This window comes from Gordonia sp. UBA7599, from assembly GCA_002477755.1.
Classification (GTDB): Bacteria; Actinomycetota; Actinomycetes; order Mycobacteriales; family Mycobacteriaceae; genus Gordonia.
In genome coordinates, this window is record DLKD01000036.1 from 1 (window position 1) to 24,539 (window position 24,539).

The 24,539-nt window shown below is 65.7% G+C and carries 26 protein-coding genes; 13 read left to right on the forward strand and 13 right to left on the reverse strand.

From position 1 onward, the window contains the following. Positions 1 to 276: 276 nt before the first annotated feature. Positions 277 to 1,332, reverse strand: coding sequence for a VOC family protein (locus B4L26_RS04480; RefSeq protein WP_290716314.1), 1,056 nt, complete (start codon positions 1,330 to 1,332; stop codon positions 277 to 279). Between the two features lie 216 nt (positions 1,333 to 1,548). On the opposite strand from B4L26_RS04480, the gene B4L26_RS04485 reads away from it, so the two are divergent. The 5 genes from B4L26_RS04485 to B4L26_RS04505 are packed head-to-tail and all read left to right on the forward strand — an operon-like array spanning position 1,549 to position 6,161. Further along, a complete protein-coding gene (locus tag B4L26_RS04485) occupies positions 1,549 to 2,427 on the forward strand; it encodes an acetaldehyde dehydrogenase (acetylating) (RefSeq protein ID WP_290716316.1) in 879 nt (292 codons plus the stop codon). Then, positions 2,424 to 3,464 carry a 4-hydroxy-2-oxovalerate aldolase gene (gene dmpG / locus B4L26_RS04490; RefSeq protein WP_290716318.1) on the forward strand — a complete coding sequence of 347 codons (1,041 nt, stop codon included), beginning with the start codon at positions 2,424 to 2,426 and terminating at the stop codon, positions 3,462 to 3,464. Before B4L26_RS04485 ends, dmpG begins: the two co-directional genes overlap by 4 nt. A 16-nt stretch (positions 3,465 to 3,480) precedes the next feature. Further along, positions 3,481 to 4,947: an aldehyde dehydrogenase gene (locus B4L26_RS04495; protein ID WP_290716321.1), complete on the forward strand. Its 1,467-nt coding sequence runs from the start codon at positions 3,481 to 3,483 to the stop codon at positions 4,945 to 4,947. 3 nt (positions 4,948 to 4,950) lie between these two features. Continuing rightward, entirely contained in the window at positions 4,951 to 5,712 is a 762-nt protein-coding gene (locus B4L26_RS04500; protein ID WP_290716324.1) for an SDR family NAD(P)-dependent oxidoreductase, read from the forward strand. Between the two features lie 38 nt (positions 5,713 to 5,750). Continuing rightward, positions 5,751 to 6,161, forward strand: a complete 411-nt coding sequence (locus tag B4L26_RS04505) for a tautomerase family protein (protein WP_290716328.1) — start codon at positions 5,751 to 5,753, stop codon at positions 6,159 to 6,161. 6 nt (positions 6,162 to 6,167) lie between these two features. On the opposite strand, the gene B4L26_RS04510 is transcribed toward B4L26_RS04505, so the two are convergent. The 6 genes from B4L26_RS04510 to B4L26_RS04535 form a co-directional block, all read right to left on the reverse strand. Next, complete coding sequence (locus B4L26_RS04510) at positions 6,168 to 6,476, reverse strand: EthD family reductase (RefSeq protein ID WP_290716331.1); 309 nt, start codon at positions 6,474 to 6,476, stop codon at positions 6,168 to 6,170. 63 nt (positions 6,477 to 6,539) lie between these two features. Then, a complete protein-coding gene (locus B4L26_RS04515; protein ID WP_290716334.1) occupies positions 6,540 to 7,598 on the reverse strand; it encodes an NADH:ubiquinone reductase (Na(+)-transporting) subunit F in 1,059 nt (352 codons plus the stop codon). Between the two features lie 10 nt (positions 7,599 to 7,608). Continuing rightward, positions 7,609 to 8,835: a cytochrome P450 gene (locus B4L26_RS04520; RefSeq protein WP_290716336.1), complete on the reverse strand. Its 1,227-nt coding sequence runs from the start codon at positions 8,833 to 8,835 to the stop codon at positions 7,609 to 7,611. 190 nt (positions 8,836 to 9,025) lie between these two features. Continuing rightward, the gene (locus B4L26_RS04525; protein ID WP_290716339.1) at positions 9,026 to 9,226 is read right to left on the reverse strand and encodes a tautomerase family protein; all 201 of its coding nucleotides are present in this window, start codon (positions 9,224 to 9,226) and stop codon (positions 9,026 to 9,028) included. Positions 9,227 to 9,228: 2 nt separating this feature from the next. Beyond that, on the reverse strand, positions 9,229 to 10,017 hold the full coding sequence (locus B4L26_RS04530; RefSeq protein ID WP_290716342.1) for a 2-keto-4-pentenoate hydratase: 789 nt from the start codon (positions 10,015 to 10,017) through the stop codon (positions 9,229 to 9,231). Continuing rightward, complete coding sequence (locus B4L26_RS04535; RefSeq protein ID WP_290716344.1) at positions 10,014 to 10,802, reverse strand: 2-keto-4-pentenoate hydratase; 789 nt, start codon at positions 10,800 to 10,802, stop codon at positions 10,014 to 10,016. The genes B4L26_RS04530 and B4L26_RS04535 overlap by 4 nt, the downstream gene beginning before the upstream one ends. A 77-nt stretch (positions 10,803 to 10,879) precedes the next feature. Between B4L26_RS04535 and B4L26_RS04540 the strand changes: the two genes are divergently transcribed. After that, positions 10,880 to 11,638: an IclR family transcriptional regulator gene (locus tag B4L26_RS04540; RefSeq protein ID WP_290716346.1), complete on the forward strand. Its 759-nt coding sequence runs from the start codon at positions 10,880 to 10,882 to the stop codon at positions 11,636 to 11,638. A 22-nt stretch (positions 11,639 to 11,660) separates the two neighbouring features. Here B4L26_RS04540 and B4L26_RS04545 read toward each other — a convergent pair whose 3' ends face one another. Continuing rightward, positions 11,661 to 12,470, reverse strand: coding sequence for an IclR family transcriptional regulator (locus B4L26_RS04545; protein ID WP_290716349.1), 810 nt, complete (start codon positions 12,468 to 12,470; stop codon positions 11,661 to 11,663). Positions 12,471 to 12,730: 260 nt separating this feature from the next. On the opposite strand from B4L26_RS04545, the gene B4L26_RS04550 reads away from it, so the two are divergent. Then, positions 12,731 to 13,723 carry an AraC family transcriptional regulator gene (locus B4L26_RS04550; RefSeq protein ID WP_290716352.1) on the forward strand — a complete coding sequence of 331 codons (993 nt, stop codon included), beginning with the start codon at positions 12,731 to 12,733 and terminating at the stop codon, positions 13,721 to 13,723. A 42-nt stretch (positions 13,724 to 13,765) separates the two neighbouring features. On the opposite strand, the gene B4L26_RS04555 is transcribed toward B4L26_RS04550, so the two are convergent. Together B4L26_RS04555 and B4L26_RS04560 are read right to left on the reverse strand one after the other, a co-directional pair. Then, positions 13,766 to 14,290 carry a flavin reductase family protein gene (locus tag B4L26_RS04555; protein ID WP_290716354.1) on the reverse strand — a complete coding sequence of 175 codons (525 nt, stop codon included), beginning with the start codon at positions 14,288 to 14,290 and terminating at the stop codon, positions 13,766 to 13,768. A gap of 17 nt (positions 14,291 to 14,307) precedes the next feature. Next, positions 14,308 to 15,867: a 4-hydroxyphenylacetate 3-hydroxylase N-terminal domain-containing protein gene (locus tag B4L26_RS04560; RefSeq protein WP_290716357.1), complete on the reverse strand. Its 1,560-nt coding sequence runs from the start codon at positions 15,865 to 15,867 to the stop codon at positions 14,308 to 14,310. Between the two features lie 173 nt (positions 15,868 to 16,040). Between B4L26_RS04560 and B4L26_RS04565 the strand changes: the two genes are divergently transcribed. The 6 genes from B4L26_RS04565 to B4L26_RS04590 all read left to right on the forward strand — a co-directional run bounded on the left by B4L26_RS04565 (position 16,041) and on the right by B4L26_RS04590 (position 20,428). After that, a complete protein-coding gene (locus B4L26_RS04565) occupies positions 16,041 to 17,021 on the forward strand; it encodes an AraC family transcriptional regulator (RefSeq protein ID WP_290716359.1) in 981 nt (326 codons plus the stop codon). 112 nt (positions 17,022 to 17,133) lie between these two features. Continuing rightward, positions 17,134 to 17,808, forward strand: a complete 675-nt coding sequence (locus B4L26_RS04570; RefSeq protein ID WP_290716363.1) for a DUF4166 domain-containing protein — start codon at positions 17,134 to 17,136, stop codon at positions 17,806 to 17,808. Between the two features lie 32 nt (positions 17,809 to 17,840). Next, positions 17,841 to 18,281, forward strand: coding sequence for an SRPBCC family protein (locus B4L26_RS04575; protein WP_290716365.1), 441 nt, complete (start codon positions 17,841 to 17,843; stop codon positions 18,279 to 18,281). Then, a complete protein-coding gene (locus B4L26_RS04580; protein ID WP_290716368.1) occupies positions 18,278 to 18,787 on the forward strand; it encodes a DUF6764 family protein in 510 nt (169 codons plus the stop codon). The genes B4L26_RS04575 and B4L26_RS04580 overlap by 4 nt, the downstream gene beginning before the upstream one ends. After that, on the forward strand, positions 18,787 to 19,590 hold the full coding sequence (locus B4L26_RS04585) for a hypothetical protein (protein ID WP_290716370.1): 804 nt from the start codon (positions 18,787 to 18,789) through the stop codon (positions 19,588 to 19,590). The genes B4L26_RS04580 and B4L26_RS04585 overlap by 1 nt, the downstream gene beginning before the upstream one ends. Before the next feature lie 22 nt (positions 19,591 to 19,612). Then, positions 19,613 to 20,428, forward strand: a complete 816-nt coding sequence (locus tag B4L26_RS04590; protein WP_290716373.1) for a hypothetical protein — start codon at positions 19,613 to 19,615, stop codon at positions 20,426 to 20,428. 28 nt (positions 20,429 to 20,456) lie between these two features. Here B4L26_RS04590 and B4L26_RS04595 read toward each other — a convergent pair whose 3' ends face one another. The 3 genes from B4L26_RS04595 to B4L26_RS04605 form a co-directional block, all read right to left on the reverse strand. Then, complete coding sequence (locus tag B4L26_RS04595) at positions 20,457 to 21,179, reverse strand: hemerythrin domain-containing protein (protein WP_290716376.1); 723 nt, start codon at positions 21,177 to 21,179, stop codon at positions 20,457 to 20,459. A 61-nt stretch (positions 21,180 to 21,240) separates the two neighbouring features. Further along, the gene (locus tag B4L26_RS04600) at positions 21,241 to 23,301 is read right to left on the reverse strand and encodes a prolyl oligopeptidase family serine peptidase (protein ID WP_290716379.1); all 2,061 of its coding nucleotides are present in this window, start codon (positions 23,299 to 23,301) and stop codon (positions 21,241 to 21,243) included. 80 nt (positions 23,302 to 23,381) lie between these two features. Further along, a complete protein-coding gene (locus B4L26_RS04605; protein ID WP_290716382.1) occupies positions 23,382 to 24,479 on the reverse strand; it encodes a linear amide C-N hydrolase in 1,098 nt (365 codons plus the stop codon). Between the last annotated feature and the right edge of the window lie 60 nt (positions 24,480 to 24,539).

The following is a 24,539-nucleotide window of genomic DNA, read 5'->3' on the forward strand; positions in this document are numbered from 1 at the left end:
ACCCGCTCGGCGCTGCAGAACGCAGCCTCGATCGCGGCTCTGTTCCTCACCACCGAGGCCGTCGTCGCCGACAAGCCGGAGAAGCACGCTGCACCGGCCATGCCGGGCGGCGACGAGATGGGCGGCATGGGCTTCTGATCTGTAGCCCTTCGCACCATCGCGAACCAGCACCGAGGCCGGTCACCCCACGGGGTGACCGGCCTTCGGTCTTTCGCACCTGAAACCGAAGGCCGGCCACTCCGTACGGGGTGACCGGCCTTCGGCGCTCGGGGTCGGCTACGCGGAGGAGCCCGCCAAGTCTGTCTGAGGCGAGGGCTCCGGCGGGGCCATGCCCGGCCCGAAGTGGACGAACTTCTCGATGTGAGCGTCGAGTGCCAGCGGGCTCGGTGTCCCGTATGTGAAGTAGGTCTCCCAGGGGAGCTTGGCGCCGCCGATGGCCAACCCGGTGTCGATATCGGCCATATCCCAGGTCTTGGTGGTCGCGTCGGGATCGAGATGCATGAACCCGGCCGACCCGAACAGTTCGACCCGGTTTCCGCCGGGTTCGAACACGTAGAGGAATTGGCCTTGCGTGATGCCGTGGGTATCGGGTCCCGCTTCGATCTGGATATCGTAGTCGCGGAACATCTCCGCGGCGTCGACGTTGTGCTGCAGGTTGCCGTAATAGAACGCGACGTGGTGCAGCTTGCCCCGCCCGCCAGTGAGGTCGCGCATGCAGGCGACCTCGTGGGCCAGGAGATTCGAGCTCATCCAGGCGCCGATCTCCACGTCGCCGTCGACGACGCGCTCGGTGGTCTGGAATCCCAGATGACGTTCGAAGGACTCCTTCACCGGGGTGACATCGGAAGCCATCAGATTGAGGTGGTCGATCCGCTTCACCGGGATGCCCTGCAGCGGCTTCTTCGACGGACGCGTGAGGATCTTGCTCTGCAGCTCCGGCGGGGCGACGTACTTCTCGGCCTCCCAGACGAGCGACACGTTGTGCCCATCGGGGGTCTGGTACTTCAGGGTCTTGCCGTACCCGAAGTCGCCGTCCTGCCACGCACGGTCGACGTTGGCGTCGTTGAGGGACTTCTCGCGTCGGTCGAGCGCCTCGGCCGAATGGGTGCGCATTGCGAAGTGGTCCATTCCGGCCTGCGGCGACTCGGTGATCTTGAGACTCCACTGATAAGGGTCTTCATAGCCGCGGAGATAAACCGACTGGCCTTCCCGTTGGGTGACGTACATCCCGAGGAATCGCGTGAAGAAGTCCTCGGTCTCCTGCGGCTTGGGACTCAACAGCTCCACGCGGGCGAGGTGCGCGATTTCAAAACGTGCGGGGTTCTCGGACATCGATATCTCCTCTGGATCATCCAGCACCGACATGGCGGGCTGTCTTGCAGTTCTAGCGCCAGAATGCCCCGCGTTTGTGACGGCGGTCACGCCCTTTCGGCATGCCCGAATATCGGGCACAACATTTCGTCGCTTGTCCGCGCAGGCGGATTCTCGCTCCCGTCGGTATGCATCGCGGACCTAGGGTCGACCCCGTACAGACCACTAGGAGGCGACATGAGTCAGCTGACCGCAGCAATTGTCGGATCGGGCAATATCGGCACGGACCTGCTGTACAAACTGCTCCGCTCAGAGCACATCGACCCCGTCGCCATGGTCGGTATCGATCCGGCGAGTGAGGGCCTGGCCAGGGCCCGCGAGTCGGGCCTGGAGGCGTCTTCGGGAGGACTGGAATGGCTGCTCTCCCAGCAACGCCCGCCGGATCTCGTGTTCGAGGCGACCTCGGCGAAGGTCCACGCCGCTGCTGCGCCCCGGTACCTCGAGGCGGGCATCACCGCCATTGATCTCACGCCGGCCTCGGTGGGCCCGTACGTCGTTCCCGCGGTGAACCTCGAAGAGCACCTGGGTGCGCCCAACGTCAACATGGTCAGCTGCGCGGGCCAGGCGACCATCCCCATCCTGTATGCGATCAACGAGGCCGCGGATGCCTCATACGGTGAGATCGTTGCGGCGATCGCATCGAAGAGCGCGGGGCCGGGCACCCGGCAGAACCTGAGTGAGTTCAGCGAGAAGACCGGGCGCGCACTCGCCCAGGTGGCCGGCGCCGATACCGCGAAAGCGATCTCGGTGATCAATCCGGCGGAGCCGCCGATGAACATGCGCGACACCGTGTATGCCCGGGTTCGCCGGCCAGACGCTCCGACCATCGAACGCGCGGTGGTCGACATGGTCGCCCGGGTCCAGACGTACGTCCCCGGCTACTCGCTGAAGCTGATCGACGTCGACGGTGATCTCGTCACCGTCATGCTCGAAGTCGTCGGCGCAGGTGATTTTCTGCCCACGTATGCGGGCAACCTCGACATCATCACCGCCGCAGCTGTGCAGGTCGCGGAGGTCATGGCCCAGCAGAATCTCGTGACGGGAGCAGCACAGTGACCAACGAAAACCCCGATCGGAAGGTCATCCTGGTCGACACGACGCTGCGGGACGGCATGTCGAGCGTGTCGCACCAATTCACCACCGACAACGTCGCCGCGATTGCCGCGGGACTCGACCGGGCAGGGATCTCCACGATCGAGGTCGCGCACGGCATCGGACTGGGCGCGTCGTCCATCCAATACGGGTTCGCCGCCGCCACCGATCCCGAGTATGTCCGGGCTGCGGTCGGGGCGGTAGAGAACGCCGACATCGCGGTCCTCTACGTACCGGGCATCGCGACCCTTCGCGAATTGCAAGGTGCGATCGACGCGGGCATCAAGACTGTTCGAGTCGCCGTGCACTGCACCGAGGCAGACTGCGGCCAGCAACCGGTCGAGTGGGCCAAGGAGCAGGGGCTGAACGTGATGTGCTTCCTGATGATGAGCCACAAACTCGAGGCCGGCGCCCTTGCCGAGCAGGCCGTCAAACTGGAGTCCTACGGTGCCGACGTCGTCTACGTCGTCGACTCGGCGGGAGCCATGGTCCCGCAGCAAGCGGGAGAACGGGTCGCGGAATTGCGCTCAGCGATCGACGTCGGAATCGGCTTCCACGCGCACAACAACCTCGGTGTGGGCGTGGCGAATGCTCTTGCCGCCGCGGAGAACGGCGCGAAGTACATCGACGGTTCGCTGCGCGGGTTGGGCGCCAGCGCGGGCAATGCGCAGACCGAGGTCCTCGCCGCGGCATTCGAGCGCGCGGGTTGGGACACGGGAGTCGACCTGTATCCGCTGATCGACACCGCCGAGCACGTGGTCGCCCCGCTGATGAAGGAACCGCAGATCGTCGACGAAACCGCACTCATCCTTGGATATGCGGGTGTCTACTCGACGTTCTTCCATCCGACGAAACGGGCCGCCCGCAAGTTCGGGGTGTCTACGCGCGACATTCTCCTCGAACTCGGCCGGCGCGGTGTGATCGGCGGCCAGGAGGACATGATCATCGACGTGGCTTCCGAACTCGCCGGGCGGACCTACGAGACGGCAGTGAACGCGTGACCGGAGGGCGAGGGCTATGACGACATCCGCACCGATCGATGTACGACACCTGATCGGGGACCAATGGCGGTCCGCCTCCGACGGCGCCACGTTCGAAACGAGGGACCCGCACGACGGCACTCTGCTCGGACAGGTGGCGCGCGGCACCGCCGACGACGGCCGTGACGCGATCGAGTGCGCGCGCACGGCCTTCGACGAAGGCGTGTGGCCGAAGATGGCACCCAAGGAACGGGCGACGATCCTGCACCGGGTGGCTGATGCGGTCGACGAGCACCGCGAGGAGTTGGCGCTGCTGGAGACACGGGACGGGGGCAAGACGATCACCCAGTCCCTGCACGCGGAGATCCCGCGCGTCGCGCACAACCTCCGGTTCTTCGCCGACTACGTCGCAATGGCCGCGAACGAGGCCTACCCCGACGGGGACCTGCTCTCCTATGTGCTGTACCCGCCCGCGGGAGTGGTGTCGGCGATCAGCCCGTGGAATGCGCCGCTGATGTTGGCGACGTGGAAGGTGGCACCGGCGCTGGCATTCGGCAACACCGTTGTCCTCAAACCCGCGCCGCAAACCCCATTGACCGCGAACCGGTTCGCCGAGATCGCCTTGGAGGCGGGGCTCCCGCCGGGGGTGTTGAACGTGGTGCACGGCTACGGCGGTGAGGCGGTGGCGGGCCCGCTCACGTCCGATCCACGCGTGGACCGCATCACGTTCACCGGTTCGAGCGCCACCGGTGTCAAGATCCTGCAGGCCGCGGCGTGCAACCACACGCCGGTTTCGGCCGAGATGGGCGGGAAGTCGGCCAACATCGTCTTCGATGACGCCGATCTCGACCTCGCAGTGCCGATGTCGTTGCGCGCAATCTTCGGCGGAAACGGTCAGGTGTGCCTATCGGGCACGCGGCTTCTGGTCCAGAACTCGATTCGCGAAGAGTTCCTCGAGCGGTTCACCGCCGAGGCCGCCAAACTCGTCGTCGGAGATCCGAAGAGGCCCGACACGTTCATGGGACCGCTTATCGAGGAGCAACACCTCAAGAAGGTGCACGGCTACGTCGAGCTGGCACAGGAGGAGGGCGGAAAAGTCGTCGTCGGCGGCGAGCGACTCACCGGCGCGGAATACGGGGCGGGCTCCTACTATCCGCCGACGGTCATCACCGGCCTCACCAACGAGTCGCGGACGGCGCGCGAGGAGATTTTCGGACCGGTCGAGACCGTACTCGGGTTCGACACCGAAGATGAGGCGCTGCGGATCGCCAACGATTCGCCTTACGGCCTGGCCGGCATCCTCTTCACCGACAACCTGAACCGTGCGCACCGGATGGCCGCCGCGTGGAAGGCCGGCACCGTGTGGATCAACACCTTCTTCGAACGCGATCTGCGCCTGCCGTTCGGCGGCGAGGGGATCAGCGGATTGGGTCGAGAGGGTGGGCAGTACTCGCGCGAGTTCTTCACCGAACCCAGGGCCGTCACGATCCGCCTCCGGCGGTAGACCATGGCCGCGACGGGGAGTCCCGAGACATGCGTCGTCGTCGGTGCGACCGGCGCGATGGGTTCGGCAATCACGTCGTCGTTGGTGGCCAAGGGGTTTCGCGTCGTGGCAGTGGCGCGCGACGCGGCGGCACTCGACGAGCTGGGCGCGTCCAGCGAGTTGGTTGTCGCGTGCCCGGCCGATATTGCATCCGATGATGCCGTCGCGACGATAAAGCGGGCACTCGATACCCCGGTGCGCATGGCAGTGTTCGCGGCCGGACTGCCAGTGCGCGGGTCGGCCGATGCGATCGACCCGTCGGCGCTGGCCGTCGCCGCGAATATCAAAGTTGCCGGCACGGTTCGGCTGCTGCACGCGGTGCGCGACCACCTGGTCGCGGGGTCGCGGTTCGTGGCCATCGCCGGGTCGCTCGGTATTGAACCCGGCCCCCTCGATGCCGGGCCCGGGACCGCGAATGCGGCGCTGATCAACCTGATGCGACAACTTAGCGCGTTGTACGGCCCCAACGGCGTGACGACCCACACGATCGCGCCGGGACCGGTGGATACGCCGCGGCTGCGCGCGCTGATCGAGACGCAGTCCGCCGAATCCGGAACGTCGGTCGACGAATTGTGGGAGCGATACCGCGCCAAGACCACACTTGGCCGGTTGCCCACTCTCGACGAGATCGCCTGGCTGGTCGGCCTATTGGTCGAGCCGCAGGCATCGGTCCTGCACGGCGCGGTACTCGCCGCGGACGGTGGAGTGCGCCACGGGGTGCTGTAGCCCGTCGGCCGACGCATCTTTGATCAGAGGAGACCCAAATGCCTGTTGCACACTTTCACATCCCGGCCGGCCGGTTCACCGCTGCGCAGGAGCGAAAGCTCCTGATCGACGCCAGCACCACGTACTCGCGGGTGCTGGATTCCCCGATCGAGCGGGTGCGGGTATTCGTCGTCCGCTACGACCCGTCGTGTGTCGCGGTGGCCGGGCACGTCGACTCAGGCGTCGACGCCCCGTACTTCACTGCGATCGTGCTGGCCGGACGGCCTGCCGCGCAGCGCCAAGCCCTGCTCGAAGCCCTCACGGCGGTGATCGTCGACGCCCTCGGTGTCGCGCCTGACGCTGTGCGCGGTCAGATCGTCGAGGTCTTGCCGGAGAACTGGGGTATCGCGGGCCGTCCCGCGAGTGCCGTCCGGTCCGGCGAGATCGCGGCTCGGGCCGCCCAGACCTGAAGGCCCTCAGATCTTGTCGGGGTCGCCGGCGAACAGTAGCGTGGCGCCGCCGCTTGCGAAGTTCGCCACGTCGGCCGAGGTCACCTGTCCCTCCGGGGACCCCAACCCGGCGAGGGCCTGGTCCTTGGAGTCGAAGACCAATCGGGCGATGCCGTAGTGGCTCGGCGTCGATCCGTCGAGTGTGTCGCACTTGACGAACGACGCACTCTGCAGGCCGGGGATCTTCCGGGCGAGCGCAACGTGCGTGTTCCAGTAGTAGTCGTCGAACGCGGCGGGGTCGGCGGGGTGGTTGTAGATGACCGTGATCTCGTACATGGGGGTGTCTCGCTTCCGGGAGAGGGTGCGGTTGGGTTACGGCAGTGGCGTCGAGGCCGTGGGCTACGACTCTGACGGGGTTGTCGGTGGGGCTGGCGTGAACTCCTCACGGAGGATCAATCGTGGCGACATGCGACGGCGCTTGAGCGTCTTCACCGCCGCGGCCACCATCACCGGCGGCCCGCAGAGGTATGCGCGCATGCCCTTGCAGGTGGCGAAGTCATCGGCGACGACATCGGTCACCATGCCGGTCGCGCCGTCCCAGTCTTCCTCGCTCAGCGCTGGGTGGTAGTGGAAGTTGGGATGCTCGCGGTCGAGGGCGGTGAAGAACTCGACGTCGTAGAGATCCACTTGGCGCCGACCCCCGTGATAGAGGTGGATCTCCGGCAGCAGGTCGAGGTGGAGTGCATGGCGCACGATGGATTTCAACGGTGCCAGGCCGGTGCCCCCGCCGATGAGGACCGCGGTTTCCTCGCACTGGTTGACCAGGTGGAATTGGCCGAGAGGCCCTTTCAGGGTGAATCGATCGCCGACCTTGAGCGATCGGAAGACCCAGCCGTCGGTGGCCAATCCGCCCGGAGTCCTCTTGATGTGCAACTCCAGCCGCCGGTTCTCGTCGGGTGGATTGGCCATGGAGTACTGCCGGGCCACACCGCTTTCGGGAACGATCAGTTCGCAGTATTGGCCGGCGTTGAACGCCATCGGGGAATCCAACTCCACGACGAGGCGCCGGGTGTCGGCAGCGATATCCTCCAGCTCGACGACCTCGGCGGTGTAGTCCCGCAGGGGGTGGTGGGGCACCCCGTCGTCGGTCGCGCCCAGCGGTTCGACGACGAGATCGTCCGTGGGTACCGCCCGGCAGGCGAGCGTCAGTCCGTCAGTGCGCTCCTCCAGCGACAAGGTGTACTCCGGGGAGTCGGCGTGATCCACCGTGCCCGACAGCACCTTGAGTTTGCAGGTGCCGCAGGTGCCCTGGGTACACGAATGTGGAATCCAGGCGTTGGCGCGCAGGGCGGCGTCGAGAATCGATTGATCGGGCGCCACCTCGAACGCCGTCGTGGAGCGAGCGATTTCGACGCGGAAATGGGCGGGGGCGACCACCGGGGTATCGGTATCGGCCATCGGTTGCACCTCAGACTTCCCAGGTCACGTGCAATTCCTTGGGGCCGCGGAATCCCCAGCCCCAGAAATCCACGTCGTGGGTCTCGTCGAGTTCGAGGTTCGGAATGGCGTCGAACAATTCCTCGAGCGCGATTCGGACCACGGCGGATGCGTAGTACGTTCCGGCGCAGGCATGGACCCCGCCACCGAAAGTCAGGTTGGGGGAGACGGCCCGGTCGAGGTCGTACTGCGTCGGTGCCTCGTAGGCGTTCTCGTCGTTGTTCGCCGACCCGTACGAGAGCATGACCAGGGAGTTGGCGGGGAGCGTTACGTCGCCCACGGTCACCTCGGAGGTCGCCACCTTGACGGCGGCCGACCAGATCGGGGCGACCCATCGCATGCCCTCGTTGATGGCTCGGGGAAGCAACGAGGGATCGTCGACCACACGCTCGAACTGATCTGGCTTGCTGAACAGGCCGGCCATGGTCGTCGCCATGGCGTGGGCGGGTTCCTGCATCGCACCCAGCAGGAAGACATAGATGTTCGGGTAGATGACCTCCCGGCTGCGGGTTTCACCTTCGGGCATGCCGTCGTGCAACCAGTGCGAGACCGCCGAATCATCGGGCTCGACGATCCATTTGTCGATCTTCGGGTCGAGCATGGCGATGATCTCCGCCCGGGCCTCGTCGCCGGGGATGAAACCGTCGGGGTTGGCGAACTCGCCGTCGGGCGTCATGTCGGCATTGGTGAACGAGACACTCAGCTTGTGGAACCACTCACGGAGTTTGTCTTCGGAGACGTCCGGGAGACCGAGGAGGTCACCGAGTGCGCGGACACTGACCGGTTCGCAGTATTCGGCGACGATATCGACAGCACCGATGTCTTCGATGGCCTCGAGTCGTGCCCGCGCGATCGGCCGCACGAGGTCGTCGATGTAGGTGTCGACGGCCTGCGGTCGCAGGTGGGGCTCGACCATGCTCCGCAGATCCTTGTGCTGGGGGCCGTTGGTGCCGATGATCGCCCCTTCTCCGAAGGTGCGCCCTCCGGCCGGTGAGATGACGGCCGGCCAGTGAGCGGAATCCTTGGCGATATCCATGCACAGGTCGCGGGTGGAGATGATGTAGAGACCGAGCTGGGGGACGTAGGCAACGGGGGCCTCGGCGCGCAGCCGCTGGTAGACCTCGTTGGGGTTGCGCTCCAACTGTTCCATTGTGACGTCGTTGATCCACGCGGGCGTCAAGTCTTCGGTCGTTGTCATGGGGTGCTCCATTCAGAGGGAAGAATCCGAGGCTGGGGATTCTGGGGTTCTGGTGGTCAGCAGCGCCGGTCGAGTTGAACCGGCCCTGTGATTTGGAACACTATTGGCGGTTGGATCCTCAGAGAATGGCCACGAGTGCACGGATGATTGACCGCGGTTGCACGGGTCGGTCGAGCACCGTCGGCGCAGTTCAGGACGTCGACGATCGCCTTTCGGCGATCGTCACATCGCCGGCGGCGAAATGGGTTGACGGTACTTCGCGCACCATCACCCGGATCGACGTCAAGGGTGCGTCGACGGCCCGCTGGGCCGCGAGGGTGAGCTCGTGGATGAGGGTGCGCAACTGCTCCGGCGATCGTCCTTGGGTCAGTGTGACGTCGATGATCGGCATGGCTATCCTCCCGCGAGTGTGATGGATCCGAGCGTGGTGAAGTGTGCGGCGACCCGCGCGCCGCGCTCGACGGCGACGGCGTCGGTCATGCCGCCGGTCAGGACGATCCAGCCGGCCTCGATGGCATGTCCGCGGGCAGCGAGGGTGTTGGCGGCGAAGGCGAGGGCTTCGGCCGGGTTCCCGAGCACCGCGGACCCGGTCGCGCTGTCGACGACGTGACCGTCGATCTCGAGCAGGCAGGCCTCTAGCGGCAGGTCGACGTCGGCCGCGCGACGAGCGATCCCCCCGGTGACGTACACGCCGGACGAATTGTTGTCGGCGACCGCGTCGGCAAGGGTGAACTTGAAACCGGAGTACCGGCTGTCGATGATCTCGATGGCGCCGAGGATAACGTCGACGGCTGCGAGTGCCGTAGCAGCGGTGACGCCGGGACCTGCCAGGCGCCGGCCCATGACGAATGCGATTTCTGGTTCGGCACGTGGATGGATGAGCCGGTCGGCCGGCACCGGCAGACCGGCGGGTAGGACCATCGCATCGGTCAGCCAGGCCACCGACGGCTCGTCGACGCCCATCTGCTGTTGCTTGGCACGCGAAGTTAGGCCGAGTTTCACGCCGGTGACCACTTCGCCGTTGCTGCGGCGGTCGGCCAGCGCGATGTCCTGCGCGATGTAGGCGGTGTGCAGGTCCAGGCCGGGCCACTCCGCCGCAATCGACGTCCGTGGCGTCCGTCCGCGTTCGCACGACAGCAGGGTGTCGGCGACCCTGGCCGCGTTCCAGGTCTCGGTGGTCATTTGTTCTCTCCCAAGATGGCGGTGACACTTCCGATGCCGGCGAAGTCGGCGACGATCGCGTCGCCCGGGGCTATCGGTACGGCTCGGGTGACCGAGCCGGGAAGGACGACGTGCCCGGGCTCGAGGGTGACGCCGAGCGGGCCGACGGTGTTGGCCAGCCACACCAGCGAATTGAGCGGGGACCCCAGGACCGCGCCGCCGGCGCCGGTGGCCACCAGTTCGCCGTTGACAGATAGGTTGCACCCGGACAAGCGCAGATCGACGTCGGTCAGGCGCACCGGTCGGCTGCCCAGTACGACCCCGCCGGACGAGGCGTTGTCGGCCACGGTGTCGAAGATGCCGATCTTCCAGTCGCGGATGCGGGAATCGACGATCTCGAGCGATGCGAGTACGAAGTCGACGGCCGCCGCAGCCTCGGCGACGGTCACGCCGGGCCCGGTGAGCGGCTTGGACAGCACGAATGCGACTTCGGGTTCGATGCGAGGCTGGATGTAGGTGTCCGCCGGGATGGGCTGGTGTTCGAGGTGGAACATGCTCGTGGTGAGGTGGCCGAAGTCGGGTTGGTCGACGCCGGCCTGGCGCTGCATCGCACGGGAGGCGAGGCCCACCTTGTGGCCTTTGACGGCGTCGCCGGCTTTGACCCACGACTCGACCTGCGCAAGGGCGATCTCGTAGGCGGTCGAGAGCGGGGCCTGCGCGAACATCGGGGTGAGCGGTTCGATCGGAGATCTGGTCCGGTAGGCCTCAAGGAGGGCGTCGGCGGCCGACTGTATCTGGTTGGTCATGACGGCTGTCTTCCTTCTGCGGCGTTCTCCCGCGGATTCGTTGCGCTGGGCGTGTTGGCAGGGCAGGCTGGAGAACCATGGAGGCCAGTCGTGCCGGTGAGCGGAACGAGGTCGGTGCAATAGCGCGCGCGGTGCGTGTGCTGGAGGAGCTGGCCGACGAGGACGAGCCGCTGGGTGTCTCCGAACTCGCCCGACGTACCGGCATCTCGAAGTCGAGTGTCTTCCGGATTGCCAACGAACTCGACGAACACCGGTTGGTCGAGCGCGCCGACCGCGGCTACCGCCTCGGGCTGAAACTGTTCGAATTGGGGCAACGGGTTCCCCGTCAGCGCAATCTGCGCGAGGCTGCGCGCCCCGTTATGGAGGACCTCCGCGAGGCGACCCGGCAGACCGTGCACCTGGCCGTTTTGGACGGTGAATCGGTGGTCTACGTCGAGGTGCTGGTGGGCCCGGCCGGGCCGCCCCTGCCGACCCGGGCCGGGGTACGGTGGCCGGCTCACGCGACCGGGATCGGCAAGGCGATACTGGCCCATTCCGAGCCGTCGGTGGTCGAGCGCGTGCTTGCCGCCGGGCTTCCGCGGGTCAGCGAGCGGACCATCACCGGCGCAGGCCTGCTCACCGAGGAATTGACCCGGATCGTCGACCGGGGTGTGGCCTACGACCTCGAGGAGTCGAAGCCGGGGCTGGTGTGCGTGGCCAGTCCGGTATTCGGTTCCGACGGTCGAGTCGTGGCCGGCATCTCGGTGTCGGGATGGCACAACCGGATCAATCTGGACCATACGGCGGCCGCCGTGCGGACTGCGGCGCTCGGCCTGTCCCGTCACCTGAGGGATTGACGCCACCGCCGTCATCGCCGACTCACCCGGCGACGACGTGCAGGGTCGGATTGTCGAGTCCGGGCTCAAGCGGTTTGTCCGCCGACGTCGCCAGGGACTTGGAGACAGTCGCCGCGGCAGCGATAACGGCGCGACGGTATTCGTTCCGGGCGGGGAGGAACCGACTCGACGGGGCCGTGATGCTGATCGCCGCGACGACCGCTCCCATACCGTCGCGAATCGGCGCGGCCACGCAGTGGACTTCGGGAGCCGCCTCGCCGTTGTCGTAGGCACAGCCGTTGCGCAATGCGGTCCGGAGCTCGGCCTGGAGTGCGGCCGGATCGGTCACGGTGGCGGCCGTCAATCGTCGGAGCGGTTTGTTGGTCACATTGCGTTCGATCTCGTCGCTGTGGCAGTGCGCGAGGAGTACTTTGCCGACGGCGCTGCAGTGAGCATCGAGATGGGCCCCCACGCGCGCACCGGTGATGTTGATGATGTGGTTGCCGACCACTTTGTCGACGTAGAACACCCGGTATCGCTCCAGGATCGCCAGGTGAGTGGTCTCTCCGTATTCATCGGACAGGGCCTGCAGCACCGGTGAAGCGCACGACTTGACGTCGACGGTGCCCTGGAGGGTCTGGTTCAGCTCGATGATCCGCCAGCCGATCCGATAGCGCCCTCGTGAGCGGCACTGCAGGAGTCCGATGTCGACAAGAGAGGCGAGGAGCGCGTGCGCGCTGGACCGGGGAACGTTGATCTGCGCAGCGACCTCCGACACGCCCCACTCGGGCCGGGAAACGGTGAACAGATCGAGTACGGGACCGATCTTCTGAATCGTTTGGAGTGCTGCCATCGCGACCTCCTGTGGGTTGGCGGGCTGGTGCGGACGTGCCCAAGGGAACTATGTGGCGGTTCCGGTGATCACGTCCAGAAGAACGTTCCGGTCAGCGGTACGCGCCGCGATTGTTGTGAAATATCGATTCGGGTATCTGGGATTCGGGCTGGGAGGGCGGGCATCTGGTTCGGCGATTGCGGTCTCGGAGACGTCCGATCCCTGTGATCTGGAACACTATGGTGCGAAAGTGGGGTAGCAGAATGACCACGAGCGCACGAATGATTGACCGCGATTGCACGGACTCCACGGGCGCAAAAGTTGCGGTCAGCACCCGTGATCTGGCCTGGGCCGAGAGCCGCGAGGTCTGGTCGAACACGGTTGCCTCCACCTACTGCGAGATGGATCTGAGCTGGCCGGAAACGGGCAAGCGCGGCGGCTTCACCGCCGAGGTCCATGCGCGTGGGCTGGGCGATATGTCGGTGAGCAAGGTGCGCGCCGACCCCCATGCGGTGATCCGCACCCCGACGATGATCTCGTCCGGTCCGTCGGAGGACCTGCTGCTCTGTCTCATCACCGAGGGGACCGCGACGATCTCCCAGTCCGGACGGTCGGATTGCCTGGACGAGGGTGCGTTCGGCTTCGTCGACGCCTCGATGCCGTTCGTGGTGCGCGGGGAGACCGAGTTCGCCCAGATCGTGTTGCGGATTCCCGGCGGCAAACTGCGCGACCGGGTGACGACACCGGTTCTCGACGAGATTCTCGGTCGACGGATCTCGGCGCAGTCCGGCGTCGGACGATTGGCGTCGAGGATGCTGGTCGATATCGTCGCCGACGTCGATGAACTCGGCGACGACGAGTGCGAACACATCGCGCCGGCCATCGCCGAGATGGTCGCCGCGGCGGTCGCGCAGTGCGCTCCGACGCCGTCGCTGTCCCAGACGGATCGGATCCACGCCCGCGATCTGTGGATGGTGCAGCAGGCACTGCTGGCCGGCATCGGCGACCCCGAGCGGACGGTCGCGCAGGTCGGCGTTGAACTCGGGATGTCGGTGCGATACATCCACAATCTGTTCACCATCGTCGGAACTACGCCCCGCAAGTGGCTCTATGACCGTCGCATCGATCGCGCATGCGTGCTCCTGCGCACCACCGAATACAGCTGTGCCGAGGTATGCGACGAACTGGGCTTCAGTGACGTGTCGCATTTCAGCCGGGTGTTCCGCCGGGTGACCGGCACCAGTCCGGGGCGGTACCGCACCGGGCCTCGTTGAGACCGAGGCCGGCCCGCAACCGAGGTGCCGTCGTCGCATCGGTCAGAACCCCCAGGCTTCGTCGGGGGTTTGCAGTTCGAGCGCTCGGAAGCTGCCGGTGTAGAACACCAGGGGTCGGCCATCGTCGTACCACAGCTCGTCGACACGGCCGATATGGAGGGTGTGGTCCCCGGCCGGATGTGAATCGGTGACCTGGCAGGAGAGATGGACCAGAGCACCTTCGAGGAGTGGGACGCCTTTTCGCCAGGTGAATCGGACGAGGTCGTGGCGCTCCGTTGCTCCCGCAAAGTGCAGGGACAGGGGCTCCTGATCGCTGGCCAGGATCGATACGCCATATCGTCCGGTTGCGGTGATCTTGTCGTTCATCTTGGCGCGATTGGCGATCGACACGAGGACCAACGGCGGATCGAGCGAGACCGAGGTGAAGGCGTTCGCCGTCATCCCGTGGACGGAGTCGTCGAGTTCGCTCTCGGCGGTGGTGACGATGGTGACGCCACTGGCGAAGCGGCCCAGGGCTTTTCGCATTCGCAGTGGGGTCGCATCGAGATCGGATTCGGGGGAGGTCATGGTTGACGTCGCCCAGGTCAGCGCGTGACGATCGCGAGATCGTCGTTGTTGATCAGATCCGGCCGAGTCCATCCGTTGACGTCGTACTCGGACATGCACTGCTCGGCGAAGCCCTTGAGTGCCACGTCCTGCCCGCTGCCCTGATAGGCGAACAGGGTCTGGAACCGCACTGCTTCGTGGTCGCCGCCGTAGTTCCGCTCGTACAGCTCGTGGCGGCCGGCGAACTCGCTGCCAACGGCGTCCCACAACAGTTTCAGGAGTTGGATGCGGTCGATCGCCGCGACGCCGTTGGAACCGCGGACGTACTGATTCAGGTACTTGGCGATCTCTGGATTCCCGAAATCGCTGGCGTGGGAATTCAGATAGATCAGCCCGCTGCCGACGACCTGCTCAATGATCTCCTTCACGCGCGGGTACCCGACGCCCATGAAGGTGCGATAGGCGAGGCCGTAGTTGAGGTTGGGCTGAACAGTGTCGTTCACCCAGGGCTGCGGCGACTTGGCCATGGCGTCGGAGAGCGCCCAGAACATGTCCCGCCAATTGAGGATTTCACCGATCTGCATCTGCACTCCGCGGAATCCGGAAGTACCGGTCATCTCGACGGCCTTCATCACGCAGCCCGCGATGAAATCGAGTTTGACGGCAAGTCGCGCGCAACCATGGAACACGAAACGGGGCAGGAATCCCGATCGCATGACGAAATTGTTGCTCGTCTCAACGTCGTAGGCGAAGACGTTCTCCCACGGCACCAGCACCCGATCAAAGACCATGATCGAATCGTTTTCGTCGAATCGGCTCGACAATGGGTAGTCGAATGGGGTCCCCATTACTGCCGCATTCATCTCATAGGAGCTTCGACAGATCAATTTGAGTCCGGGGGAGTCCATCGGAACGGTGAATACTAGGCCGAACTCCTTCTTGCGCAACGGAAGTCCGTAGTGCGCAATGAAGTTGGCGTTGGTGATCGCCGATCCGGTGGCCACGACCTTGGCCCCCGAGACGATCAATCCCGAATCGGTCTCCTCGTCGACGTGGACGCAGATGTCGGCAGTCTCGTCGGCCGGCTTGTCGCGGTCGATCGGTGGGTGGACAATGGCGTGGTTGAGGTAGAGCAGGCGCTCCTGGCACGTCTTGTACCAGTGCAAAGCATTCTGCTTGTATTCGCCGTAGAAGTCGGCGTTGGCGCCGAGTGTGCCGAGGAAGGACGCCTTGTAATCGGGTGAGCGTCCCATCCACCCGTACACCTCGCGCTGCCACGCGACGATGGCGTCGCGGGAGAGGACGAGGTCCTCTGCGGTGTGGGCGGTCTTGAAGAACGGGTGGGTGTAACCACCATTGCCAGTATCGGTCGGCACGGCCAGAATTCCCCGCATTTCGGGCGCATGGAGAGTGTCGTACATCCGTGCGATCGAGCGGACGGAATTCCGGAATGCCGGATGAGTGGTGACGTCGGCGACGCGTTCTCCGCGATAGTAGACTTCGCGGTCGTCACGCAGGGATTCGATGTACTCTGCGCCTGTCATCGGGCGGACGTCGTTGAGTGTGCCCGAGTCAGCGGGTGACTGTGTGGTCGTCATGGGTCAAACTCCTCGCGGTTGTTAGGAATTTCAAATTGTGTTGAGCGGATATCGGACTGTGGTGCAGTGCGATATCCGCGTGTACGGTCGGGCTTGCTGGTCCCTGTGATCTAGAACACTAGGAGGCACCGGGATGGCACAAAATGGCTGAGCGCGAACAATTGCATGGCCGAATGCGAACGATCATGGGCAACGGCGAGGGCGCTCAACGCGTCTGTCTGCGCACGGCTGACCTGGGGTCGATGGAAGGGCGCCGGGAGTGGGCCGACACGATCGGCGCGCTCTACGGCGATATGGGCGTGGACTGGCCGAATCGCTTGGATCGACTCGAGGCGGAGTGGAGCGGGCACGCGTTCGGCGATCTGCACATCAGCTCGATCCAGTGCCAACAGCACACGGTGGTTCGGTCGCCGGAGATGGTCCGCGGAGACCCGACCGCCGGCTTCCTGGTGTGCATGGTGACGTCCGGAACAGTGGAGATCGAGCAGCGTGATCGCACGAACGTGCTGAGCCCCGGTGCGTTCACCCTGCTTCATCTCGGCACACCGTTCGTGTTCCGCACCCCCTCGGCCTTCTCTCAGGTGGCGGTTCGAATCCCGGCGACTCCGATTGTGTCGCGCCTGCCCGAGCGCGTCCTCGAGGGGTCGCTCGGGTGCGCGTTCAACAGCGCCGGCCCCTCGGCGGTGGTGGGTCGGCTGATCGCGGATCTAGCCGGACTCGACGACGATGTGCCCGAGCAGGTCCGCGAGTCCTTCGCCGCGGCGACGATGGACATGTTGGCGGCATCGGTGCTGGAGGCCGTTGTCGATACCGGCGCAGCGCAGGTTTACCGGACTCGTGAGGTCGCGGCGGTGAAACGCGTGGTGGCGGATCATTTGCACGAACCGGACCTGACTCTGCCGCACATCGCGGCCGATGTCGGCATGTCCTTGCGATCCATGCAGAAACTCTTGGGCGCCAGGGGTCTGACTCCGAGTGCACTCCTGAATGGCGCGCGAATGGACCGAGCGAAGCTGCTGCTGAACACCACCGAGTTATCGGTTGCCGAGGTGGCCGCCGCGGTGGGCCATCAGGATGTGTCGCACTTCAGTCGGACATTCCGGAAGACGGTCGGGATGAGCCCAGGTCGGTTCCGCGAAGCCGGGAAAGCCTGAGGTTAGACGACCGCCCATTTCCGGTCATCATGTGGCCGTTCGGTTTTCCACCGGAGCAGTAGTTGCACTTTGTACTATGTGGGCACTCGGTCGATCAGAGAGGAGTGCTCCCATGACGCCGGTCTACCGCGCGGCACTGGGTTCTGATTTCGACCGGCTGCACCCAAATCTCCAATGGCGCTACGGGATCGACTCCACGTCGGGCGTCGCGCAGATAATGACCGGGCTCCTCGAATCGGTGTACGTCACCCCGACGCTTCCGCCGCCGGTGGTGTGGTTCTACGGCAAGCGCAACGCGATCCCGTCGAAGACCAGCCGTATGCTCCCGTTCCGGGCGGGCAACTACTGCTATCGCGACGAACTGGGCCGCGAGTGCCTGGCCGTGTTGCGCACCTTCGGTTACAGCTCGGGGGACCGCGGCCTTAACTCGGTGCTCGTCGATGGACGTGACGGTTTCGTCGACTATCTCGGTGACGGACCGGAACTCTTGTTCCCCATTGAGCCGAAGGTCACCCGAGCTGGCGAGTTGCTCTTGGAGAGCGGCCCGGCCCGATGGCTGCGGGGGCCCAAACTCGCGCCTCGCGGCCCCTTGGTGGCGACGATGAAGTACATCGAAGGATGGGACGAGCAGCACCAACGGTTCCGCTGCGACGCAACCGTCCGCAACCCCGTTCTTGGCGAGATCATGCACTACCGCGGGTGGTTCACCGCCGTCGACAAGCCGTGTCAGACGTCGGACATCCCCGACGAGGCATGGCCCTACAAACTCATCGACAGAGAGACCTGACGCGCGCAGTCCGACAGGGTAGGTTTACGCGCATGGCTGTCTCCGCAAGTACCAAGTTCGATATCGCAGCACCGCCGTCGGTGGTCATGGAAGTCCTGCAGGACGTTGAGTCGTTGCCCGAGTGGTCCGGACCGCATAAGTCGGCCGAGATCGTCGAGGAGTACGACGACGGTCTGCCGAAGATCGTCAAGGTGAAGGTGTCGGTCGGCCCCATCACCGACGAGCAGACCTTGGACTACTCGTGGACCGACAACACGTGCACCTGGGACCTGATCGACAGCAACCAACTCGCCAAGCAGCACGGCGTGTACACGCTGACCGAGACGCCCAAGGGCACACATGTGCAGTTCGACCTGGAGATCGACCTCAAGGTGAAGCTGCCCGGCTTGCTCGTCAAGCAGGGGCAGAAGACCGCCGTCGACACCGCCAAGAAGGGCCTGACGAAGGAATCCCTCAAACGAGCTGCAGGATGATCGCGGCGCGATTCATCGCGACCGCCGGCATGATCGCCGCTGGCGCATGGCTCGCCGTCGTCGGCGGTCAGGCGACCGCCTCGGCGGGTACGTTGTGCCAAGCCGCCAATGGCGGCCATCAAACACATGTCGTCGGGGGCAGTGCGTGCAGCGCCAAGGCGGGCAAGGGCAGTAGCGCCCGTGCCGAGGAGTCCGGCGGCAACGGCACGGCGGTTGCCGTGGCCGATGCCGGCGGACAGGCCGATGCGCGATCACTGCAGCCGAAGTCGACGGCGCTGGCCGGTGCGCCCCGAGGTGGGCAGGCGCATTCGTACACCACTGGGCCGGGTGCCATGTCGGTGGCCCAATCCGCACCGGGCGGCACCTCCGTCGCCATCGGCGGGTGGGGCGGTCGCGCCATCGCGGTACCTGAGGGCACCGCGTGCAGTGGTGGTTTCGCGGCAGCATGGGTGTCCAACTCCGGAAAGCTGTGCATCCACAGCGGGGCGGTCGGGTTCCAGAACTGATGGCCGTTGTCGCCACCATCGCGGTGGTCGTGGCGATCGTCGCGATCATCCTCGGTCCGCCGCTGCTGTGGATCCGGGCACGCGTCGTAGACGAGTCTGGCTTCACCTCGGCCGTCCGGGAACTCGGCGAGACCACCGAGGCCCGTGAGTACCTCGCGGACACGATCACCAAACAGATCGCCGCACACGCCGGCAAGGTGACCGGCGTCTTGGCCCGTCCGCTTGCCGTGCGCTTCACCAACTCCGAGGGCTTCGCCGACGACGTCGCCGACTTGGCGGCCCAAGCCCACGAATGGCTGTTCTCGCCGCCGCCACCCGGCGTCGACCCCGAGGTCATGCAACTGGACCTGACGGCCATGGTCCGGCGGGTCGCCGGACAGGTGACCCCGGGGCTGGCCGACAAGATCCCCACGATCCGGGTTCCGGTGGGGCAGAATCGACCGGCCCTGGAAGCGGGCCGTTATCGTCCGCTGGCAGAGCGGGTATCGCGGTGGGGGACCGCATGCGTCGTCGTCGCCGCCCTCGCTTCAATGGTCGCGCTGGCGTTCAGCCAGCATCGTGGCGTGATCGTGGCGGTCCTCGGCGTCGGGTGTTTGTTGTCGGCGGCGGCAACCAACGCTGCCGCCACCTATCTGCGCAAACGGGCCACGGCCGAGCTTGCCGTCGCAGATCCCGGGATGGCGCGGCTCGGCGGAAAGGCCGTCGGTGAACTGCTGGACAACCTCCACGAGTGGGTCGGCATGCTCGTCCGGAGTGGTGCCATCCTGATCGCGGTCGGCCTGCTCATCGCCATCCTGTTCTGAGCACGCCCAGTAGTCTGTCCGGATGCGCAGCCTTGCAGCCTTCCTTGCCGGCCTGATCGCCGTCGCCGCGATCGTCGTCGCGCTTCCCACGTTATGGGTCACCGAGCGGGTCGTCGACGCCGACGGATTCCGTGCGACGGCGACGGCGATGGGGCAGAGCGCCCAGGTCCGCACCTACATGGCCGACACGATCACCAACCAGGTCCAGCGCCGCGCCGGCGCGACCGCCGGGGCGCTGGTGGCACCGTTCGCGCAGCGCTACACGCAGTCACCGGCATTCACCGAGGACTTCGTCGATCTGGCCAGCCAGCAGCATCAATGGTTGTTCGAGCCCGCACCGCCCGGCGTCGACCCGGGCGTCATGCAGCTCGACCTCACCAACATGGTCCGTCGCGTTGCCGCGCAAGCCAACCCGGCACTCGCCCAGCGGATCCCGGGCCCGATCCTCGTCCCCGTCAGCGACCGCGACCAGGCGCTGGAGGCCGGTCGCTATCAACAGTCGGGTGTGCAGGTGAAGCGTCTGGCTTACGGGAGCATCGTCGTGGGCGTGATCGCCGCGGTGCTTGCGCTGCTGGTGTCCCGGCGGCGCGGCACCACACTGGTGTGGCTGGGGTTGGGCGGCGTGCTGTCGGCCGCCGCGAGCTTCGCGGGCGGCTATTACTTCTCAGCCCGCGCGAAGGATGAGGTCGCAGTCACCGAGGCAGGCATGCGCGAGGTCGCCGAGTCGGCGATCAACGGGCTCGTCGACAACCTGCACCAGTGGTGTCTGGCCGTCGGCGGTGTCGGAGTGGCGGTCGTCGTCGTCGGACTCGTCGTGCGGGCACTGACTGCAGATTGACTGTTCGTTCGGGGCCGTCGCCCCGGCGTCAGATCGTCTCCGGCACCGGTTGGCCGGGGAACAACTGCCGGTACTGCTTGGCGAACTGGCGTCGGCCGGTGATGCGCCACAGTAGTCGCACCGGCGGCGGCACGGCGGCGAAGAACTCTGCTCGATCGGCGGGTGACGAGTTCGCCAAGAGCAGCCCCAACTGCGGCAGCAGACGGCTCTTGGGGATCGCGTTGATGCTGTGTTTGGCCAGCCCGGACCATTCCTTCTGCGTAATGACCCGTTCGACGACCGGGACCACTTCGACGACCTCGCGCCGCAGGTGCACCGTCAACACGCCCAACATCCTGGTGTAGGCATCGGTCAGTTTCTCGCCCGTCGCTGGGTCGGCATTGCTCCGCCACGCGGTCAGCAGCGGTTCGGTCTCCGCGAGAAGTTCGCTCACCTGGACGTGGTGTGCGCGCATTTGGCCGACGTGCAGGGCGCAGCTGGGGGAACGCTGTTCGAGTCGGTCCCAGAGGAGTTCGTCCTCGGACTCGTGATGGGTGTGCAGCGTCGCATCCAGATCGGCCAGCCACTGGCCGATGAATTCGCTACGCGAAGTCTCACCGGGACCCACCGATCCGATCAACCCGGGTGCTTGCTCGTAGGCCCACAAGAAGGCGTTGTGCAGAATGCGCATCTCTTCGCCGCTGCACAGCTTGGGACCGTCGGGGACAGGCGGCTGCACTTCGCCGGGCAGGGGCGCATAGTCGATGGCCATTGGGGCCTCCACAGGGCTGGCGTGGATTATGGCTCAACGGTACGAGTCGCAAATGCCCAGGTCAAGAACCCAATTGTTGCCAGAGGAATTCGAAGGCGAGGGCGGACAGGAACGCCGCCTGCTTGTTGTTCGCGGAGCCACCGTGGCCGCCCTCGATGTTCTCGTAGTACCAGACGTCGGAATGCCCGGTTTGCTCCAGTATCGCTGCGAATTTGCGGGCGTGGCCAGGGTGCACGCGGTCGTCGCGCGTTGACGTCGTGATCAGGATGGGCGGGTACTCGACGTCGGCGCGGACGTTCTGGTACGGAGAGAACGGCTCCATGAACGCCCACTGCTCCGGGTCGTCGGGGTTGCCGTACTCGGCCACCCAGGACGCCCCGGCGAGCATCGTGTGATAGCGCCGCATGTCGATCAGTGGGACCTGGCAGACCAGGGCGCCGAAGAGCTCGGGGTAGCGGGTGAGCATCACGCCCATCAGCAGCCCGCCGTTGGACCCGCCCATCGCGCCGAGCTGCGCGACGGTGGTGAGTCCCCTGGCGACCAGGTCCTTCGCGACCGACGAGAAGTCCTCGTACACCAGGTGGCGCCCGGCCTTCTGTGCTTGCGAGTGCCATGTCGGTCCGTACTCGCCGCCGCCGCGGATGTTGGCGATGACATAGATCCCGCCCTCGACGATCCAGTTTCGGCCGGGCACCGGTGTGTAGCCGGGCACGAGCGCGTTGACGAAGCCGCCGTACCCGTAGAGGAGGGTCGGGCCGGACTCGACGTCACGGCGTCGCACGACGAAATAGGGGATCCGTGTGCCGTCGTCGGAGGCGGTGAAGAATTGTTCGACCACGATGTTGTCCGCATCGAAGAACGCCGGCGAATGTTTGATCGGTGTCACACCGTCGACGGTGGTCCCGTGCAGCATGGTCGGCGGTGTGACGAAGGTGCTGGAGACCAGGAAGATCTCATCGCCGTCTTCGGGGTCGGTGTCGTGCACGCCGATGGTGGCCAGTGGCGGCAATCCCCGCAACTCCGACGGTTGCCAGTCGCCCAATGACAGCAGCGACAGCTGAGTGGCGACGTCGTGCAACGTCGTGAGCACCAGATGGGACTGGGTGAACACGATGCTGGCCAGGCTCGTCGTCGCATCCGGGGTGAACAGCACGGTCGCCTCCCGTCGTCCGGCGTGGACGAAGGCGTCGTAATCGAAGACGAGGAGGCTGCCCGGCTCGTGCACCGCCGTGCCCAGTTCCCACGGAGATCTCGTGATGACGAAGAGCCACTGGCGGTAGGGCTGCGATAGGGCATCGGTGGGCAGATCGATCAGCGTGAGGCCACCGGTGTCCGGGTCGAGTTCGTAGTTGAGCGAGTTGTAGAAGTCGGTCGCACGTTCGGCGAAGTGCCGCTCAAACCCCGGGACGCTGCTGTAGGAAGCACCGGCGGCCACGTCGGTGTACTCGCCTGTGTACACCGTCGGTGCATTCGTGAGGGCGGTGCCGCGGGACCAGCGCTTGGTGATGCGTGGATAGCCGGACTCGGTCAGCGATGGCTGGCCGTCGGGGGCTTCGCCGAAGTCGGCGCTCACGTAGACGGTGTCCGGGTCGAGCCAGCTTATCGTCGACTTCCCCTCGGGGAGGTGGAAGCCACCGTCTTCGGGAGCCACCCACTCGCGTGTCACGAGGTCGAACTCGCGGGTGACGGTCGCATCGGCGCCCCCGCGCGAGAGGGACACCAGGACATGGCGCCATACGCCGGACCCGTCGCGCGGGCGCAGGACGTGCGCCCCCGCCCACACCCATTTCTCGTCGTTCTCGGTGGCGAGGGCGTCGACGTCGATGAGCACGTCCCACTCGGGCTTCTCGGTGCAGTAGGACTCCAGCGTGGTGCGGCGCCACAGGCCGCGCGGGTGGTCGGCGTCGCGCCAGAAGTTGTAGAGGAACTCGCCGCGCCGGGTGATACCGGGGAGTTTGTCGTCATTGTCGAGGATGGCCAGGGTTGCGCTGCGCAACTGCTCGAAGTGTGGGGTACTCGCGAACTCGTCGACCGTCGCCTTGTTCTGGTGGCGCGCCCAGTCGAGTTGCGCCTGCCCTTCGATGTCTTCGAGCCATTCGTTGGGATCCGCGGTGTTGGTCATCCGTCCATCATGCACGAACGGCCCCGGATGACCCGGGGCCGTTCGCGGCGTGTGGAAACGCTTGTGGCGTTTACCTGCGATTACTCCGCACCGACGAGGTCGGTGTACTTCTGCGCAACGATCTCCTGAACCTTCTTGGCATCGTCGACGGCGGCCTTTGCCTTGACGACGGCCTCGCCGAGGGCCTTGGCCTGTTCGATCGAGGCGATGTGGAACTTGGCGTGGCGGTGGAACTTCTTGGTGATGTTGCCCGAGAGCCCGTTCTCCACCTCGAGACGCTTGACCAGGTCCACCTTGGCCTCGCCGGAGCCCTCCGTGAAGTCGATCTCGGGCAGGTCGACCCACACGATGTTGGGGCGCGACGTCGAGCCGAAGATGTAGCGCAGCTTGGTCAGGTCACACACGACCTGCCACAGCGTCTGCGATGCGTCGGGCTTACCCGGGTCCGGCGTGCGGTACGGCTGGGCGGCGTTGCGGATGATGCTGAACATCGCGGCGACGGCCTCTTCGGAGTCGGCCGGCTGGTTCTGGTGGTTGACGTAGTACAGCGCACGCGCGAACCGGTCGGGCGCATTGCAGGTGCCCGGCAGCGGGTCGTCGCCGCCCAGCCCCTGGAACTTCTTTACCAGTTCCAGTTGCTGGTCGTAGCTCGGCGAATTCGTCATCACCAGGTAGTCGCGACTGTGGTGGACCTTCAACTCACCGTCGATGTACTCGAAGATCACAGAATCGCCCTGGGCGTCGTCGAGCGCCAGGTGGATCGCCGGCTGGCTGCCTCCGGTCGGATCCGACATCGGGATGACCTGTGGGTTGTTGGTCTTGGTCCACTCAACCGCATCGGCGACGGTGGCGAAGTTGTCCAGGTAGTACTGCAACCACACCGACATCGCCAGCTGGGGGCGTGAGTCATCGGGGTCGCCGTACTTCGACTCGGCCAGCCACAGGATGTGCCCGGCCAGGCCCTTCTCGTTCATCCCGTCGGTCGACAGCAGGTCGTAGACGCCGGCGACGATGCTGCCGTACTTGGCCTTCCACGTGAGCTTGCCGTGGACGCGGTCATCGCGCTCGATCCCGCGGGGCAGCTTCCACAGATTGGTGTGGAGGTCCTGGTGGAAGTCCATGTTCCGCCCGACGACGACGGCACCGTTGGCGTCGGGCCAGATCACACGAGTACACATAGGAGTTCTTCGCCTTCTTCTTCTGATCTCTTCCGGGCGAGGGGGTTCGCCCTTTTCGAC

Excerpts from the sequence above, each read along its gene's own strand:
- B4L26_RS04480 (WP_290716314.1), bottom strand. The coding sequence starts at position 1,332 with ATGTCCGAGAACCCCGCACGTTTTGAAATCGCGCACCTCGCCCGCGTG.
- B4L26_RS04485 (WP_290716316.1), top strand. The coding sequence starts at position 1,549 with ATGAGTCAGCTGACCGCAGCAATTGTCGGATCGGGCAATATCGGCACG.
- B4L26_RS04495 (WP_290716321.1), top strand. The coding sequence starts at position 3,481 with ATGACGACATCCGCACCGATCGATGTACGACACCTGATCGGGGACCAA.
- B4L26_RS04500 (WP_290716324.1), top strand. The coding sequence starts at position 4,951 with ATGGCCGCGACGGGGAGTCCCGAGACATGCGTCGTCGTCGGTGCGACC.
- B4L26_RS04505 (WP_290716328.1), top strand. The coding sequence starts at position 5,751 with ATGCCTGTTGCACACTTTCACATCCCGGCCGGCCGGTTCACCGCTGCG.
- B4L26_RS04510 (WP_290716331.1), bottom strand. The coding sequence starts at position 6,476 with ATGTACGAGATCACGGTCATCTACAACCACCCCGCCGACCCCGCCGCG.
- B4L26_RS04515 (WP_290716334.1), bottom strand. The coding sequence starts at position 7,598 with ATGGCCGATACCGATACCCCGGTGGTCGCCCCCGCCCATTTCCGCGTC.
- B4L26_RS04520 (WP_290716336.1), bottom strand. The coding sequence starts at position 8,835 with ATGACAACGACCGAAGACTTGACGCCCGCGTGGATCAACGACGTCACA.
- B4L26_RS04525 (WP_290716339.1), bottom strand. The coding sequence starts at position 9,226 with ATGCCGATCATCGACGTCACACTGACCCAAGGACGATCGCCGGAGCAG.
- B4L26_RS04530 (WP_290716342.1), bottom strand. The coding sequence starts at position 10,017 with ATGACCACCGAGACCTGGAACGCGGCCAGGGTCGCCGACACCCTGCTG.
- B4L26_RS04535 (WP_290716344.1), bottom strand. The coding sequence starts at position 10,802 with ATGACCAACCAGATACAGTCGGCCGCCGACGCCCTCCTTGAGGCCTAC.
- B4L26_RS04540 (WP_290716346.1), top strand. The coding sequence starts at position 10,880 with ATGGAGGCCAGTCGTGCCGGTGAGCGGAACGAGGTCGGTGCAATAGCG.
- B4L26_RS04545 (WP_290716349.1), bottom strand. The coding sequence starts at position 12,470 with ATGGCAGCACTCCAAACGATTCAGAAGATCGGTCCCGTACTCGATCTG.
- B4L26_RS04550 (WP_290716352.1), top strand. The coding sequence starts at position 12,731 with ATGATTGACCGCGATTGCACGGACTCCACGGGCGCAAAAGTTGCGGTC.
- B4L26_RS04555 (WP_290716354.1), bottom strand. The coding sequence starts at position 14,290 with ATGACCTCCCCCGAATCCGATCTCGATGCGACCCCACTGCGAATGCGA.
- B4L26_RS04560 (WP_290716357.1), bottom strand. The coding sequence starts at position 15,867 with ATGACGACCACACAGTCACCCGCTGACTCGGGCACACTCAACGACGTC.
- B4L26_RS04565 (WP_290716359.1), top strand. The coding sequence starts at position 16,041 with ATGCGAACGATCATGGGCAACGGCGAGGGCGCTCAACGCGTCTGTCTG.
- B4L26_RS04570 (WP_290716363.1), top strand. The coding sequence starts at position 17,134 with ATGACGCCGGTCTACCGCGCGGCACTGGGTTCTGATTTCGACCGGCTG.
- B4L26_RS04575 (WP_290716365.1), top strand. The coding sequence starts at position 17,841 with ATGGCTGTCTCCGCAAGTACCAAGTTCGATATCGCAGCACCGCCGTCG.
- B4L26_RS04580 (WP_290716368.1), top strand. The coding sequence starts at position 18,278 with ATGATCGCGGCGCGATTCATCGCGACCGCCGGCATGATCGCCGCTGGC.
- B4L26_RS04585 (WP_290716370.1), top strand. The coding sequence starts at position 18,787 with ATGGCCGTTGTCGCCACCATCGCGGTGGTCGTGGCGATCGTCGCGATC.
- B4L26_RS04590 (WP_290716373.1), top strand. The coding sequence starts at position 19,613 with ATGCGCAGCCTTGCAGCCTTCCTTGCCGGCCTGATCGCCGTCGCCGCG.
- B4L26_RS04595 (WP_290716376.1), bottom strand. The coding sequence starts at position 21,179 with ATGGCCATCGACTATGCGCCCCTGCCCGGCGAAGTGCAGCCGCCTGTC.
- B4L26_RS04600 (WP_290716379.1), bottom strand. The coding sequence starts at position 23,301 with ATGACCAACACCGCGGATCCCAACGAATGGCTCGAAGACATCGAAGGG.
- B4L26_RS04605 (WP_290716382.1), bottom strand. The coding sequence starts at position 24,479 with ATGTGTACTCGTGTGATCTGGCCCGACGCCAACGGTGCCGTCGTCGTC.